Annotated in this window: 13 protein-coding genes; 5 read left to right on the plus strand and 8 right to left on the minus strand. The window is 53.0% G+C overall.

The genetic code is table 11. The annotated features are described in order from the left end of the window. The first annotated feature begins 128 nt into the window (after window positions 1-128). The 3 genes from MTC_RS03480 (at window position 129) to MTC_RS03490 (ending at window position 3,112) form a co-directional block, all read left to right on the plus strand. On the plus strand, window positions 129-956 hold the full coding sequence (locus MTC_RS03480) for an ABC transporter permease (RefSeq protein WP_014405294.1): 828 nt from the start codon (window positions 129-131) through the stop codon (window positions 954-956). Further along, the gene (locus MTC_RS03485) at window positions 953-1,774 is read left to right on the plus strand and encodes an ABC transporter permease (protein ID WP_014405295.1); all 822 of its coding nucleotides are present in this window, start codon (window positions 953-955) and stop codon (window positions 1,772-1,774) included. Before MTC_RS03480 ends, MTC_RS03485 begins: the two co-directional genes overlap by 4 nt. A 96-nt stretch (window positions 1,775-1,870) precedes the next feature. Continuing rightward, window positions 1,871-3,112, plus strand: a complete 1,242-nt coding sequence (locus MTC_RS03490; protein WP_014405296.1) for an RCC1 domain-containing protein — start codon at window positions 1,871-1,873, stop codon at window positions 3,110-3,112. Window positions 3,113-3,134: 22 nt separating this feature from the next. On the opposite strand, the gene MTC_RS12780 is transcribed toward MTC_RS03490, so the two are convergent. The 8 genes from MTC_RS12780 to MTC_RS03525 all read right to left on the minus strand — a co-directional run bounded on the left by MTC_RS12780 (window position 3,135) and on the right by MTC_RS03525 (window position 11,210). After that, window positions 3,135-3,284, minus strand: coding sequence for a YHS domain-containing protein (locus tag MTC_RS12780; RefSeq protein ID WP_014405297.1), 150 nt, complete (start codon window positions 3,282-3,284; stop codon window positions 3,135-3,137). A 135-nt stretch (window positions 3,285-3,419) separates the two neighbouring features. Beyond that, window positions 3,420-4,769, minus strand: a complete 1,350-nt coding sequence (locus MTC_RS03495) for a S8 family serine peptidase (RefSeq protein WP_048189518.1) — start codon at window positions 4,767-4,769, stop codon at window positions 3,420-3,422. Window positions 4,770-4,946: 177 nt separating this feature from the next. Continuing rightward, window positions 4,947-5,780, minus strand: a complete 834-nt coding sequence (locus MTC_RS03500; RefSeq protein ID WP_014405299.1) for a methanogenesis marker 8 protein — start codon at window positions 5,778-5,780, stop codon at window positions 4,947-4,949. Between the two features lie 57 nt (window positions 5,781-5,837). Continuing rightward, entirely contained in the window at window positions 5,838-6,755 is a 918-nt protein-coding gene (locus MTC_RS03505) for an ABC transporter substrate-binding protein (protein ID WP_014405300.1), read from the minus strand. Continuing rightward, on the minus strand, window positions 6,752-7,324 hold the full coding sequence (hpt, locus tag MTC_RS03510) for a hypoxanthine/guanine phosphoribosyltransferase (protein ID WP_014405301.1): 573 nt from the start codon (window positions 7,322-7,324) through the stop codon (window positions 6,752-6,754). The genes MTC_RS03505 and hpt overlap by 4 nt, the downstream gene beginning before the upstream one ends. Beyond that, on the minus strand, window positions 7,324-8,463 hold the full coding sequence (mfnA, locus tag MTC_RS03515; protein ID WP_014405302.1) for a tyrosine decarboxylase MfnA: 1,140 nt from the start codon (window positions 8,461-8,463) through the stop codon (window positions 7,324-7,326). The genes hpt and mfnA overlap by 1 nt, the downstream gene beginning before the upstream one ends. A gap of 6 nt (window positions 8,464-8,469) precedes the next feature. Then, window positions 8,470-10,788 (minus strand): phosphoenolpyruvate synthase, encoded by a 2,319-nt coding sequence (gene ppsA, locus MTC_RS03520; RefSeq protein WP_014405303.1) that lies wholly within the window; start codon window positions 10,786-10,788, stop codon window positions 8,470-8,472. Between the two features lie 2 nt (window positions 10,789-10,790). After that, complete coding sequence (locus MTC_RS03525) at window positions 10,791-11,210, minus strand: helix-turn-helix domain-containing protein (protein ID WP_237705960.1); 420 nt, start codon at window positions 11,208-11,210, stop codon at window positions 10,791-10,793. A 748-nt stretch (window positions 11,211-11,958) separates the two neighbouring features. Here MTC_RS03525 and MTC_RS12600 point away from each other — a divergent pair. Together MTC_RS12600 and MTC_RS03540 are read left to right on the plus strand one after the other, a co-directional pair. Beyond that, entirely contained in the window at window positions 11,959-14,007 is a 2,049-nt protein-coding gene (locus MTC_RS12600; RefSeq protein WP_158308479.1) for a S8 family peptidase, read from the plus strand. Window positions 14,008-14,042: 35 nt separating this feature from the next. Then, a complete protein-coding gene (locus MTC_RS03540) occupies window positions 14,043-14,849 on the plus strand; it encodes a hypothetical protein (protein WP_014405306.1) in 807 nt (268 codons plus the stop codon). Window positions 14,850-15,095: the final 246 nt, after the last annotated feature.

Here is a 15,095-nt window from a genome sequence, read left to right on the forward strand (position 1 = left end):
TCGCCGCCGGGCTTGATGGCCCATCTGTTTATAAAAATTTTATTTATTTAAGCTTCATTAATCGGTTATTAGCTTAATAGTAATGCTTAAGCAAACTTGGATTTAATAAACAATTGATTGGTGGTGTTGTGGGTAACGTGTTAAACATAGCCAGGAAGGAGTTTAGCGATCTGGTGAATAATAGGTATATTCTAGTGGTCCTGGCCCTCTATTTTTTCATGGTGGCATACGCCGTTTACGACGTTCATAACGGGTCGCCGGGCTCCTCGCCTGACGAGAGCCTTTTTGGATTAGCCACTTCGCATTATTACATGGCTATAGACTTTTATGGCGTGCTGATAGGGATAGTCATCGGATTTATGGCAGTATCCTCGGAACTTAGGGGTAATGCCCTTAATACTCTCATTGTGAAGCCCGTTTACAGGGATACTATCATAAATGGTAAGTTTATTGGCGCTCTAGGATATCTCGTGTGCCTGTTTATCATGGCCACGATGCTATACCTATCCTTACTTCTAGTTTTCTTCGGCGCCTCGTTTGGCTCGATCATCCCGGAATTCGTAATGGGCACAATCCCATTATTCGTGGCATCGCTCGCGTACGTGCTGATATTCTTCTTTCTTTCCATGCTATTATCAATTGTGACCAAAGGGCAAAGCTACGCCTTAATACTAAGCATTTTTTTATTTGAAATTGTCGATGGTAATATTTTGAGTGGCATATGGGTTATACTTGACTCTCTCGGGCTGGCCGATTATAGCAACATGTGTAATCTCGTAGCCGAGGCGACACCATTTTTTATAAACAGCGAGCTTACTTCGAATATTCTGAGCCATCCGACGAGTATCGTGTCGATTTTTTTCCCTCCTGACGCTAATCTGGTTAAACTCGTCTTATATGTGGTGGTGATGATCATTATATGCTATATCGCGTTTCTAAGGAGTGATATTTCATGAGCGAGGCCGACTCGGTCTTTGTGATCGCCACGAACGAGTTTTCTCGTATAGTCGGGCATCCTATGGCCATGATCGTCGTCTGCGTCCTTCTGGTTATGACGCTGGTCACCGGGGCTGGCGCCGCTTCTTTGTTGATCAAGCCCGTGAAATACGCCTTTGAGTATCAATGGAGCCCTGATGATATGCTGTACACCGGCATTGGAGGCATTTTTTTCAAGACGTCCCTGTATCTTACCATCTTGTCTTTATTCCTTGGCATAACGGCCTTCTCCGGAGAACGTTCGAACGGCTCGCTCAGGGTGCTCATCACCAAGCCCCTCTACAGGAAGGATATTATACTGGGCAAGTTTCTGGGAATGAGTTCTTTCATATTCCTCGTCGTCTTTCTCGAGATAGGACTATTAGCTTCGATGTATCTCATTATGTACCAGGGGCATGGGTTTAGCTCTATAACGGATATAGCCTTGAGACTCGGCTTTTTAGTCATCCTCATTTTTTTGAATTCCAGTCTTGCGGTGGGATTGAGCATGTTTTTCGGGGTTCTGATAAAAAACTTGTATGGAGTGCTTATTTGTTGTGTGTCCTACTTATACCTGGAATGGTACATGCAAGTTGCATACCATATTGGCCTGTGGTTTTCGCCATACCGGCTATTATTGTCGGCGTTTGCTATAGGCGATGTAAGCTTATTAAACCCGCAGTTTTCTTTTAGCACGTGGCTTAACGCTGCTTTGCCTTCCATCGTGCTCATGGTCCTTGAGGTAATAATAATCGTTATTCTGAATTGTTTCGTGTTCACTGTTAGAGAGGATCTATGAAAATCGCCAGTAAAATCGGTTAAGGGTGAAATCTTGTTTAGATCGTTGAGATATCTGGTAATAATACTCGGGCTAGCATTACTGATCGAGCCATGTATGGCTTCAGATCCGGGCGTAGCTGGCGTGGACGCGGCTAAAGGCGGTTTTTCGCTCGCCGTTATGAGCGATGGCTCGGTGTGGGCGTGGGGCAACAATCATCATGGACAGGTCGGTGTCGCGAACGCTCAGGATGTATATACGCCTGAGAAGGTCGCTGTATCTAATGTTACGGCTGTGTCCGGTGGGAAGTTGCATGCGGTGGCGTTGAAGTGTGATGGCACGGTGTGGGAGTGGGGCCACACGAATTTTTATGAGGATCAAAGTCCTGGCTATGATGAGACATTGGTAACGTTTCCGCCAGTTAAAGTCCCTCTTAGTGGCGTGAGGAGGGTGTCTGCCGGTGATAGTTTTACGCTGGCTTTGTGTGATAATGGCACCGTGTGGGCGTGGGGGAGTAATTATTATGGCCAGCTGGGGGATGGCACGAATAAAAGTAGCCGGCTTGTCCGGGTAAAAGGATTGGAAAACGTTAAGGATGTTCACGCCGGCTACGGCTATTCTATGGCCCTGGATGAGGATGGCAGGGTGTGGGAGTGGGGACGCATTTATAAAGGCCACGAGAATAATACGTATGCCACCCCGATTACGAGTAACGCGCTTACGCCTGTCGAGGTTCCTATATCGAATGTTACGGCGATTAGCTCTGGGATATTCTTTTCTCTGGCCTTGAAGGATGATGGCACCGTGTGGGCGTGGGGGCGAAACGTTGACGGCCAGCTAGGGGATGGCACGACTGAGGACAGCCTCGTTCCTGTCATGGTATCCGGGTTGCGAGACATTGTTGCCATCAGCGGTGGAGAGACTGCTAGTATGGCCCTTAAAAAGGATGGCTCGGTGTGGGCGTGGGGAGATAGTATTGGAAGCTTTGGGAATGTGGATACAGATGCTAAAGAGTATCTAACTCCCATACAGGTTTCAATATCCAACGTGACGATGATCTCGTTCAGCGGCTTACATGCGCTGGCCTTAAAGGACGATGATACTTTGTGGGCGTGGGGACAGAATGGTAACGGCGAGGTCGGGAACTCTGGCAACGGGTCTATCGTGGGATATCCTGTAATGGTGGAGATACCAGAAAATCAAAATGGGAGCATCATCGATGGCCAAGCAAATAACAATACAACGATGCCTGCGAGTAATTCGTCTGGTTTGATTAATCCAGACCCTGCTAAGATGTTCGGGTTATTGGTACTGGCAGCATTAATCATCGGTGCAATCGTAGTACTAAAAAAGAAGTAAAGAATACTGCATTGGCCCATGGTTAGGCTTTTTCGATGAACGCGTCCCTGTTCTTGTCGAAGGTGGCCTTGCACTTGTTGCTGCAGAAGTAATACGTCTTACCGTTGAACGTCTCGGTCGCCCCGGGCTTTTCCGGGTCGACGCTCATGTTACACACGGGGTCTTTAACCATCCTCGTCACCTTATAGAGGTGTATGTATTCGCGGTGAAAAGCCTAACCTGCGGTTGGGGCGTCATGTAATGGCAGAAGCCCGGATATTTTAAAAAGAAGGGGTCCAGGCCACACCGGCCTGGACCTGGAATATGCTTATTCGTCGTCATAGCCCGGATATGGGTAGCCAGGGTATGGGTAGCCTGGGTATGGGTAGCCTGGGTAGCCAGGGTTGCCCGGGCTGGGCGTTGGGGTCGGCATCGGTTGTCCCGGGTAGCCTGGGTATGGGTAGCCTGGGTAGCCAGGATACGGGTAGCCAGGGTTGCCCGGGCTGGGCGTTGGAGTCGGCGTCGGAGACGGCGCCGGCTCGGGCGTATACTTGCCATCCAGGTAGTCGATGGCGTTCTTTATGCTAATCCTGCCATAGCCATAGTCATAGTTAGGCGTGCCCGACCCAAGGCGCTTCGCGGTCTTCTCCAGGATGTCCTTGGCCTCTGCGGCCGTCAGGCCGGGCTTCTTCTGCACGAGAAGGGCGATAGAGCCGGACACCATGGGGCAGGCCATCGAGGTGCCGCTCATGGACAGGTAGTACGTATCGATTGCGCTGCCCTCCTTAATGCCCGTCGCCCTGCACGATATTATGTCCTTGCCGGGGGCGGTCACGTCGGGCTTCTGGAGGCCGCTCTTGGTGGGGCCCCTGGAGCTGAAGGACGCTATCTGGTCGTTTTTATCCGTGGCTCCAACGGTGATGGCTTCGGGGGTGTCCGCGGGGCAGCCTATGGTCCTGGGGCTCGGGCCGCTGTTGCCCGCAGCGCACACCACTATCTTGCCCTTCTGGACCGCAGCCTTTACCGCGTCGTCCATGGCCTGGGAGTGCTGGTTCGAGCCGAGCGACATGGATATTATCTGGGCGTCGCTGTTCGCGGCGAACTCCACGCCCGCAATTATGGTTGAAAGGTCGCCGGACCCGTCCTTACCGAGGACTTTTACTCCGACGAACTGGACCTCCGGGGCGATGCCCTTATACTTTCCATTCGATGCGGCCCCGTTGCCGCCGATTATACCGGCGCAGTGGGTACCGTGGCCGTAGTCGTCATAAGGCGTGTCCCTGTTATTAATCAGGTCCTTCCATCCGACAATCCGGCCCTTCAGGTCGGGGTGGGTGCCGTCGATGCCCGTGTCCACGAGCGCCACCTTGACGCCCTTACCGGTGTACCCGGTATCCCATACCTGCGGGGCGCCGATGATGGGGGCGGCCCTGTCGAGCGTGGCGTAGAACTTGACGTCCTTCTCGACGTATTTGACGCCCTTTAGCGCCTTAAGCTTCGCGATGGCGTCCTCTCCCGGCACGTGGATGGCCATCCCGTTTATGGAGCCATACCGGTAAAGGACCGTCGCGTTATTATCCGAGGCGAAGGCCGCCACCTGGTCATCCATAACGCTGGCCTGGCCTTCAAACACTACGATGTAGTTGCCGTTGTCACTCTTCGTGGAGACAGCCGGCATGCTTGCGTTCACCAGCAGCACGCTGGCCAGTAGCGCTATGCATATGGCAGCGACAATCAGTATACGTTTTTTAATTGGTTACTCCTCCTGTGGTAGTAATCCTAGAAATAACCGTATAATATAAATACTTTCTAAAAATGGCATATAAAACTAAAAAATAATCGTTTTTTAAAATAGCTATAGGAGACGGTCCGGCTGAGGGGCGTCTGGCTTCGGGACGATGGGCCTTCCCATGAACCGGATGCGCTCCTCGATAAGCTCTTTACCCCTCGGCGTTATGCCATAAATGGGTATGGAGTCTCCCACCTTGCACAGCGCCCTCTTCTCCCCCTCCTCTCTAATGTGTTTAGAGGCACATCCCGTGGACACGTCGGCATAATCGAACACAAGGGAGGCTTCCTCTTTTGACATGCCAGTCGTGTGCACGATGAAAGTGTACACGTTGACGCCGGGGTTGTCCGCCTCTAGCTGTTTCATTTTTTTAGCCGTCGTGCCGTCTATTATGGAGACCGCTATATTCTTGAAGCCCATGCCAATGGCTTTCTTTACCCCTTCCACCTGGTCGATGCGCGCCGTCGCCGGGTCCAGGACATACTCGCGGCCCACCTTCTCGATCACTTCTGGTATGGGCGTCGTGCTCACCAGCCCTGACACCCGGCCGCCTATCCCCTGGACCATGTCAGGGTCTGTGACGAGAAGCGTGCCACACCCTTCACAGACCAGCACCGCCACGTCGACCTTTTTTTGCCTCATGGCAGTACAGATTATCTCCGATATCCCAAATGACAAAAAGTCCTTCATCTTTAACACGCGGCGAGGCGTACACATGCCGAAGTCGTCAATCCTGAACTGGATGTTCCTGGCGATGACGTCCCTGTCTATCCTTTTTATGCCCCTATGCTTATCAAAGATTGGGCAATAGGTCAGCAGTGGCTCCCCCACCTCGGCGACTTTGCCGTCTCTGACCACGATCCTGGCCCTGCCGAGGCCCTCGATGACATGCTCATCCATTACAATTCACCAATACCCCGACCTATTACGATTATTAATATTTAAGGGTTTTCTTGTTCACATGCCATAGTGGGGACGCTCTGGATGGGTTTTTTCGATGAATCGGGTATCGAATATCTCATCCTTTGACACGGAACGAGAAATGTATCCAAGGCCTTTTAGCGCTTCTACGAAGCCCATAGTAGACTCGATGTACTCTGGCGAGAGCGCCGCGCAATACTTTGGGGATATACGGTACGCCTCGAGCACGAACCCTTCGTCCACTATCCCTGTGAGGCGCGCCACAATTCTCGCCGCCTCTGCGGGCCTCTCCCGGATGAAGTTACAGGCCCTCTCATGCGCTTCGAGGAAGCGAAGGATTGCATCCTCCTCCCTTAAAAGCTCCTCCCTCGCCACGATGCCATAGCTGGGGTTGTTCGGCCAGAGCCGGCCGGGAGGAATTATAATCCTTGCGCCGCAGAAACGCCTCGCGGCCACCACGAGGGGCGGGGTGCCCATGGCGGCCGGTATCTTCCTATCTACCAGCGCGTCCAGCACGAAATCGGCCCACGGGTAGTTCCTCACCTCGATATCATACCCAAGCCTTGCTATGAGGTCCCTGGCTATGACGTCATGGATTGAGCCCCTGGGCGGGGTGCCTATCGCCTTTCCCTTGAACTGTGCGAGAACCGCTGCAATGTCCCCCAGTTCGCCCAACCCCTTATACTCCTTCTGGGCCAGCATGACCGTGCCCTCCACGTGGCCGCCCGCGATACACTTGAGGGGCACGCCCCTCGTGATGCCTATGATTACCGGCGGAAGCCCGATATAGCCTATATCTATCTCCTCGCCCTCGAACGCCTTCACGATGTCGGGGCCAGAGGCGAAGAGCTTCCACCTGGCGTCTATCCCCATATTCCGCAGCCAATCCGTGCCCTCAAGTATAAAAGACGTATGATAAACCGTAGAAAGATGGCCTATTGTCAGCGTGCTCATAATTTATCGTCAATACAACCCAGGATTTTCACGCCATGCTCGTCCACGTCAATCTTTATAATGGTCTGGACCCTATAGCCCATGTCCTCGATGACCTTTCTCCCCTCGCCCCTCTCTATGACTACCACGATATCCTCGATGATGGCGCCAGCCTGCTCCAGGGCCTGGATGACCGCCTTCATGGTGCCACCCGTGCTTATGACGTCATCGACGATAAGCACGCGGTCGCCCTTATTGATGCCGTTCAGGTAAAGCTCGCCCTTGGAGTAGCCCGTGGCCTGATGGACCGCTATCTCGCCGGGGAGCTCATACTTACGCTTGCGGATGATGATAAAAGGTATATCCGTCATCGTCGAGAGGGCCGCGCCGAGGGGCAGGCCCATCGCCTCAACCGTCACTATCTTATCGACTTCCAGGTTGGCGTTCTTAACGATGCAGGCGATGACCTCCCGTAAAAGCTCGGGCCTCACCAATGGCACGCCGTCTGAGATGGGATGGATGAAATAGTTATACGTGCCCCTCCTCACGATGGGGGCGTTTTTCATCGTCTCTTTAAGATTTTTCAGCATCAAACCACGTCCAGCACTTTTTTTAGGTCGGCTACGTAGGCCTCGATGACCTCACGGGTGACGTGCGGCATGACGACCATCCTGAGCGCCTCGGGGCGGGAGGTCGTTGAAACGTACCAGTTCATGTCACATAGCCGTTTTCTCACCCTCTGGGCATCCGGCACCTTAAAGGTTACGATGTTCAGCACTGGCTTTATCACGGGCTCCAGGCCCATAGCTTTAAGCCTATCATATAGCAGCTTTGTGTTGGCCATGCACTCTGACACGATTCGCCTGTAGCCCTCCCTGCCCAGGTGCCGCATGACCGCGTAGGTGGCCGCCGCCGAAGCGCCGCTCCTCGTGCCTGCAAGCGAGAACTGCACCTGAGACGTCAGGTACTGGGCGCTTATCTCCAGCGCCCTCATGTGGCCCTCCTCCCTGTATAGAAGGCCACCGGACGGTATCGTGCTCATGCCCATCTTATGGGGGTCGATGGCGACGGACATGACGCCCGGAAGCTCGAAGTCAAACCTGTACCTCGAGGGGTCTTCGAGGAATGGTATGACGAAGCCGCCGAACGCCGCGTCCACGTGGAGGAACAGCCCCTCGTCCTGGGCCAGGCCGCTTATCTCCTCTATTGGGTCCACCTGCCCGAACTCCGTGGTGCCCGCAACGGCTACGAGGGCTATGGTATCCCTATCGATGAGCTCCCTCATGGCATCCACGTTGACCTTTAGCTCGTCGTCCAGGGGCGCCCTCCTCAGGGTGACGCCCAGCATCTGGGCCGCCTTATCAAAGGAGTAATGCGCCGACTCAGGAAGGACGATGTTCGCCCTGCCAGGGTCAGCTTTCTTCAGCTGCCTCGCGGTGCGCAGCGCCTGGATGTTGCTCTCGGTGCCCCCCGTAGTTATGTAGCCCGACGCCGAGGGTAAATGTAAAAGCTCGCCAAGCATGCCGATACAGGCACGCTCGAGCGAGGCCGTCCCGGGAAAAAGCTTGGGGTCGCCAAGGTTGGAGACGATGAACCTCTTACACGCTTTCAAGGCGATGGGGTGTGGGACGGTGCACATCGAGCTGAGCACCCGCCCATACGGTATGTTGCGCCGCGCCGCATCCTCGAGCTCCTCGAGTATTCGCTCCTCCTCGACCCCACGCTCCATCACGGCTTACACCACTTTTTTCCTGGCAGCTTCTAGAATTATCTCGTGCTCGGTCCTCGCGACCATCTCCCTGACCGCCTCGACAGCGTCTATGTTTGCGGAAATGCTCGTGATGCCCATTGCCACGAGCCTGCGGGCCACCTCGGGCCTGCTGCCCGCCTGGCCACATATCGAGGTCTTCACGCCCGCCTTGCTGCACCGCTCGATGACGTACTCGATAAGCTTTAGCACGGCGGGGTGCATTTCATCGTAAAGGTCTGCGACCAGCTCGTTATTACGGTCCACGGCAAGCGTGTACTGGGTCAGGTCGTTAGTGCCGAACGATACGAAATCGATGCCCTCCTTAATAAATTCATCGATGATTATTGCGGAGGCCGGGATCTCGACCATTATGCCGACGTCAACCTTCTCCAGGTCGATGCCACACTCCGCCATGAGCTCCTTGGCACGGCGCAGCTCCCGCGGGTGCTGGACGAGCGGGAGCATGATTCCGATGTTGTCGTAGCCCATCTCGAACAATTTCTTAAAGGCGGCCATCTCGAGCTTGAAGTGCTCCGTCTCCCTCAGGTCGCGGCGGATCCCCCTCATGCCGAGCATGGGGTTGTGCTCATATGGCTCCCCTTCGCCGCCCTTCATCGCCCTGAACTCGTCCGTCGGGGCGTCGAGGGTCCTCACCCACACGGGCTTCGGGTAGAAGGCGTCCGCCACGGTGCGGATGCCCTTCACGAGCTCGGCGACGTACTCATCGGAGCGGCCGCTCTCGATGTAGACCTTCGGGTGGGTGTTCAGCCCCAGTATCATGTGCTCTATCCTGAGCAGGCCCACGCCGTCAGCCAGGGTGGCCTTCGCCCGCTCCGCCGCCTCGGGTATGGACACGTTGACCTTGACCTCGGTGGCGGTTATCGGCTTTGTGGCCGGGGCAACGGTAGCCTTCGCCTCCTCGCGGGCTTTCTCCTCGGGCTTCTTGAGGGAACCAAGCAAAACGTGGCCCTTCTCCCCGTCCACTGTCACAACCTGGCCGTCCTGCAGCACCCTGGTGGCATCCATGGTGCCCACCACCGCCGGGGTGCCTAGCTCGCGGGACACGATGGCCGCGTGGCAGGTCATGCCCCCCTCATCTGTGATTATTGCCGCTGAGCGCTTCATGGCCGGCACCATGTCCGGCGTGGTCATCTTTGTAACAAGTATATCGCCGTCCAGCACCTTGTCCAGCTCGCCCATGCTCTGGACTATCTTGACCTTGCCGCTGGCGACGCCCGGCGATGCCCCCAGGCCCTCTAAGATGACCTCCCCCGCAGCCAGCCCTCCTTTCGCCTCACGTTTCTGGATGGTGGTGATTGGCCGCGACTGGAGCAGGTAGATCTCCCCATCCTTCACGGCCCATTCGATGTCCTGGGGCTTGCCATAGTGCTCGGCCACGATTTGCCCGAGCTTGGCCAGCCTTACGATGATATCGTCGGGCAAAACCTGGGCGTTCTTCTTCTCCTCGGGCACCTCTATTTTCTTGCTCTTTCTCGTCTTCTTATCCCGGATTATCATGGTCTGCTTGGTGGCGATCTTTTTCTGGGCTATGCTGAAGTCCTTATTATTCACCATGTAAGTGTCCGGCGACACCGCCCCTGAGACCACCGACTCGCCCAGGCCCCACGCCGCCTCTATTATGGTCACGTCCTCGCCCGTCGTCGGGTGGGAGGTGAACATCACTCCCGCCTCCTCGGCATCGACCATTACCTGCACGACCACGGCGATGTTGACGTGCTCGTGGGGGAAGCTCTGCTTGACCCTGTAGTAGATGGCCCTGGCGCCGTACAGCGACGCCCAGCAGTCGTGAACCGCCTTAACCAGGTCGTCGGCGCCCCTCACGTTCAGGAAGGTCTCCTGCTGGCCGGCGAAGCTGGCCTCCGGCAGGTCCTCAGCGGTTGCGCTCGACCTGGCGGCAACGTAAACCTCCCCCCCTTCTCTCTTGCACAGCGCCGCGTAGTACTCCCTGATAGCCTTCTCTATGCTCTCGGGCATGGGCGTGTCGAGTATCAGCTTTTTCGCCTCAGAGGCCGCCCTGTCAAGCGCCTTCGCGTCATCCACGTCCACTTTCAGGCCCTCGAACAGCTTTTCCGCAATTCCCGTGGACTCCAAAAATTCCCTGAACGCCTGGGCCGTCACCACGAACCCCCTCGGCACGGGGAGCTCTGCGCTTATCATCTCTCCAAGGCTTGCGCCCTTACCCCCTACGATGGGGATGTCCGTATTCCTTACTTCTTCAAGCCATACGACTAGCTTTTTGGATGGCATGGTTACCTCTCTCATGATCGCTTTTGTCTTAGCCATTATCATCTCTCCAGAAAGCGTATAGCCTTCCTGCGCTTCTTTTCATAGTTCATTAAGGCCGTGTCCACGATTGACACGACGTTTTCCTGGGGGACGCCGAGCTCCGCCCCGATCCTGATAAAATAAAGGTATTCGACGGCCCGGTTCATCGAGCGGTAAGACTTTACGGCCTCCATCAGCGTCGCGATGCCCGAGAATGTGTGGATGAAGGCGAGGGTGGGCGTCACCTTGCCATGCTCTATGCGGGAAATGGTCTCCCGGCGGAGCCGCATGATCCGGCTAAGCTGCTCCTGGGTGAGGTCCATCTTCTCCCTGTAGGCCTGGATTATCGCGCCCCGGTCTTCGGCGTTCACTATCTCGCCCGCTACGACCTTGGCCTTTTCAAGCATCCACTCCGGCGCGTACATCTGGGGAACCTTCAAGCTGATGTTACATAATATGTAACATTCATATAAAATAAATTAAAGCTGAGCGCATATTTAATGATTATGTGACATATTATGTAACATACATGAAAAAGTTGTGGTTCCGGGCTGGAGAGGCGGCTCGCTCGCTCCAGACCAGCCCTGCCTGGTGTTTTTCTTTTGAGTTATCTGGTGGAATGCCTAGATTTGTCTTGCCACGAGTGTTAGTTCTGTTTTTACTCTCGTTCTTATTCTGTGTCTTATGAAAGACATTTGCAAATCGGGCTGCATAGGGCTTGTTTCGCTATCATGAAAAAAATCGGGCTAATGAGGACACCAACACCAAAAAACAAAAACACGCTTTTCATGCTTTACACCTGCGCCAAACGGCTCATCAACGGGTTGATTTGGTTCACTGATTGTGAGAGAAGCTATAAATATTTTTCAATAGATTATTATTCTAACACTTGATTAAGTGTCACACGGGCCCCGACCGCTCGTCCCGAGAATGTCGGAGACCATGGCCTATAGAGGCATAGCAGTGTAAGCATATTTCATATTTATAGCTTCTCTGGCTTGACTCCAACCGAAAAGAAAGACCTGGAGGAATTGAATTATTAGCAAGATAATACAAACTTGTATTATTTTAAGTATAGCCCTAATGGTCGCTACTGCCACGATCGCATCGTCAGCAGGTGCCGTTGAACCTAATGTATCGGGTGTGGGGTCGTTCACGTTTACGCCGGTGGATAGTTTTAACCTGTCGTTGACTTCAAATGTCACGAGCGATGGGTTAAGTGACGTTAATACATCAATGCCCTTTAATGTGCCTGTATATAGAGAAGTTGTGATCGTCTATTTCAAGGAGATGCCTGTGTCGGTGGGCGAGTTCGCGTCCTCTTATGGCGTCTCGCCGGTTTTTGTTAAGGGGGATATTAGGATGGCGGCGTTCGAATCTGACCCGGTGATGGTTGGTGGCGTGGTAAGCGAGAAGACTGCGCTGGCTATCGAAAGGATCTCTAAAGATCCTCGGGTAGAATCTGTTAAAAGGGACACGTACATGTTCGTGGACCCAAGACAAGAGATCGATATGACGCCTCGGCTAATATACCCGGAAGATCTTGAGAAGAAAGGTGTCGAAGTCATACCTGACAGGGTCTGCGTAGGCTTCTGGAGGCTCCCGCCATCGCTAGATGAGTTCGGCGAGAAGTACGGGGGAAAACCGATCGACCTAACCGAGACAAACCTGCGGCTACAATGGGTCTCGTACGAGACGAAGGATGTGAAAGGCTTCATTGACCGTGCATCCAAAGACCCATATGTCCAATATATCGAAGTACATGGAAAAGGCCAATGGGCCACCATACCAAACGACGAATATTGGAACAGTAGCAGTCAAAATTACACATACACGTGGGGCCAAAGGCGTGTATATGCACCTGAAGCATGGACCTATCAAACTGGTAGCGAGAGTATTATTGTAGGACTGATAGATTCAGGAGTCCAGCTTGATCATCCAGACCTTACAGGACGTTTTACTAACGATGGATATGATTGTCTCAACAACGATAGCGACCCTAGTGACGACTACGGACATGGCACAGCCATGGCTGGTGTTATAGGATCGTCATGGAACAATGGTATTGGGTATGCTGGCATGTCTAAATCAAAAATATTACCAATAAAAAACGGCGACATCTACGGCCCAGATCCCGACGCGACAAGCCGAGGAATAGATTATGCAGTAAATCATGGTGCAAAAATTATTAGCATGAGCTTTGGGTTCTCTAGTGACTATATCAATGTAAGAACGAGTATAGCAAATGCTTATTCTGCCGGATGCATTCTAGTAGCTGCAGCAGGTAATTATGCGTCCAATAATACCTTATATCCTGCAGGTTACGATAATGTAATCGGCGTAAGTGCAACAGATCGATCAGATCAACTTGCATCGTTTTCTAACTTTGGCCCTACTGTAGACCTATCGGCGCCTGGAGTAGATATTGGTACCACTAGTATGGGCAGTATGTATGCTGCTATAGATGGTACCTCTCCGGCGGCAGCGATGGTTTCTGGGGTGGCGGCCCTCGTATGGTCTCAGAATCCTACGACTCTCAGGGATAGAATACTTACGTATTTATATAACTCTGCTGATGATCGTGGCGCTTCGGGACGTGATGATCAGTTTGGCTATGGTATCGTGAACGCTTATGGTGCAGTGATGTATGGTCAAATGCGAGCCGTTGGAACCGGTAATTTGCCAGGAAGTGGCTATGCGGCACAGACTTCCCTTTACGTTCCTGCGGACTCATATGTCGATACGATTATGGTTGGCAATGAAAACTCGAATCTTGATATATTACTTAAATGGAACTCACCACCCACGCTCTCAAGTTACGATGCGGCCAGTGGCAGCAATTATTCTCTAGAACGTGCTTTAACCAGAGGCTCAGGAACGTTATATATCTTAGTATACGCATTTAGTGGAGGCGGTAACTTCAAATTGTGTTCGATTAGCGGAGCCCCGACAGATGGTAGCTTCGTTGCCGATACTCTCCAGCAAGGTTACGGTTATTACAGTGGAGGTCAGGGCTGGGGTAAAGGATATGCTTTCAACTCGGGCCCTGATGGATGTAACTTCGACCTAGCAGTAAAATGGAACCAGATAGCTTCACCATATGTATATGATGCGAAGAGCGAAACCCCTGCAGCACAGGAAATCGTTGGCCCTGTGTACGGTACAGGAACATTCTATAGCACGGTATACTCACAAAGCGGAATCGGAGAGTTTGCCATGTTGCGATTCGTGTACTAAAAATATAAAGATCGATTTACTACGGAGGGTTAGATATGAACGAGTGGCTGCAGAAACACTTCTTGTCCATGTTGTCGCTTATAGCGTTGCTTCTCATAGTAATTCTCGCATCTATCATCATATGGAACCCGTCGAAGATAGCGGACGATAATCAACTGCCAAAAGGCGCCAATGCATCGGGTGTGGGGTCGTTCACGTTTACGCCGGTGGATAGTTTTAACCTGTCGTTGACTTCAAATGTCACAAGCGATGGGTTAAGTGACGTTAATACATCAATGCCCTTTAATGTGCCTGTATATAGAGAAGTTGTGATCGTCTATTTCAAGGAGATGCCTGTGTCGGTGGGCGAGTTCGCGTCCTCTTATGGCGTCTCGCCGGTTTTTGTTAAGGGGGATATTAGGATGGCGGCGTTCGAATCTGACCCGGTGATGGTTGGTGGCGTGGTAAGCGAGAAGACTGCGCTGGCTATCGAAAGGATCTCTAAAGATCCTCGGGTAGAATCTGTTAAAAGGGACACGTACATGTTCGTGGACCCAAGACAAGAGATCGATATGACGCCTCGGCTAATATACCCGGAAGATCTTGAGAAGAAAGGTGTCGAAGTCATACCTGACAGGGTCTGCGTAGGCTTCTGGAGGCTCCCGCCATCGCTAGATGAGTTCGGCGAGAAGTACGGGGGAAAACCGATCGACCTAACCGAGACAAACCTGCGGCTACAATGGGTCTCGTACGAGACGAAGGATGTGAAAGGCTTCATTGACCGTGCATCCAAAGACCCATATGTCCAATATATCGAAGTACATGGAAAAGGCCAATGGGCCACCATACCAAACGGCACATGAGGCGACGTGATATGACGCGATTCGCGCGAACGCTGAAAGAATCAACGCTATAGGTGCCAGCGTATACCTAAAGGAAGACTCGAGATGGTGACTGCTCCCATGGCTAAAGCTCGTGGGCCTTCTCCGCTCCATGGCCTCTGCTATCGTAAAACTCCAGCAAAAGAGCAGCGGCACAAGCCGAAGCGACTATGGCGCGGCGTGGCTCTGCCGGATCAGAGGATATGTCAACCCTGAAAAAGAAAAATC

This window comes from Methanocella conradii HZ254 (assembly GCF_000251105.1).
Lineage (GTDB): Archaea > Halobacteriota > Methanocellia > Methanocellales > Methanocellaceae > Methanocella > Methanocella conradii.

Coding starts and splice junctions, on each gene's coding strand:
- MTC_RS03485 (WP_014405295.1), top strand. CDS start 953: ATGAGCGAGGCCGACTCGGTCTTTGTGATCGCCACGAACGAGTTTTCT.
- MTC_RS03490 (WP_014405296.1), top strand. CDS start 1,871: ATGGCTTCAGATCCGGGCGTAGCTGGCGTGGACGCGGCTAAAGGCGGT.
- MTC_RS12780 (WP_014405297.1), bottom strand. CDS start 3,284: ATGGTTAAAGACCCCGTGTGTAACATGAGCGTCGACCCGGAAAAGCCC.
- MTC_RS03495 (WP_048189518.1), bottom strand. CDS start 4,769: ATGCCGGCTGTCTCCACGAAGAGTGACAACGGCAACTACATCGTAGTG.
- MTC_RS03500 (WP_014405299.1), bottom strand. CDS start 5,780: ATGGATGAGCATGTCATCGAGGGCCTCGGCAGGGCCAGGATCGTGGTC.
- MTC_RS03505 (WP_014405300.1), bottom strand. CDS start 6,755: ATGAGCACGCTGACAATAGGCCATCTTTCTACGGTTTATCATACGTCT.
- hpt (WP_014405301.1), bottom strand. CDS start 7,324: ATGCTGAAAAATCTTAAAGAGACGATGAAAAACGCCCCCATCGTGAGG.
- mfnA (WP_014405302.1), bottom strand. CDS start 8,463: ATGGAGCGTGGGGTCGAGGAGGAGCGAATACTCGAGGAGCTCGAGGAT.
- ppsA (WP_014405303.1), bottom strand. CDS start 10,788: ATGGCTAAGACAAAAGCGATCATGAGAGAGGTAACCATGCCATCCAAA.
- MTC_RS03540 (WP_014405306.1), top strand. CDS start 14,043: ATGAACGAGTGGCTGCAGAAACACTTCTTGTCCATGTTGTCGCTTATA.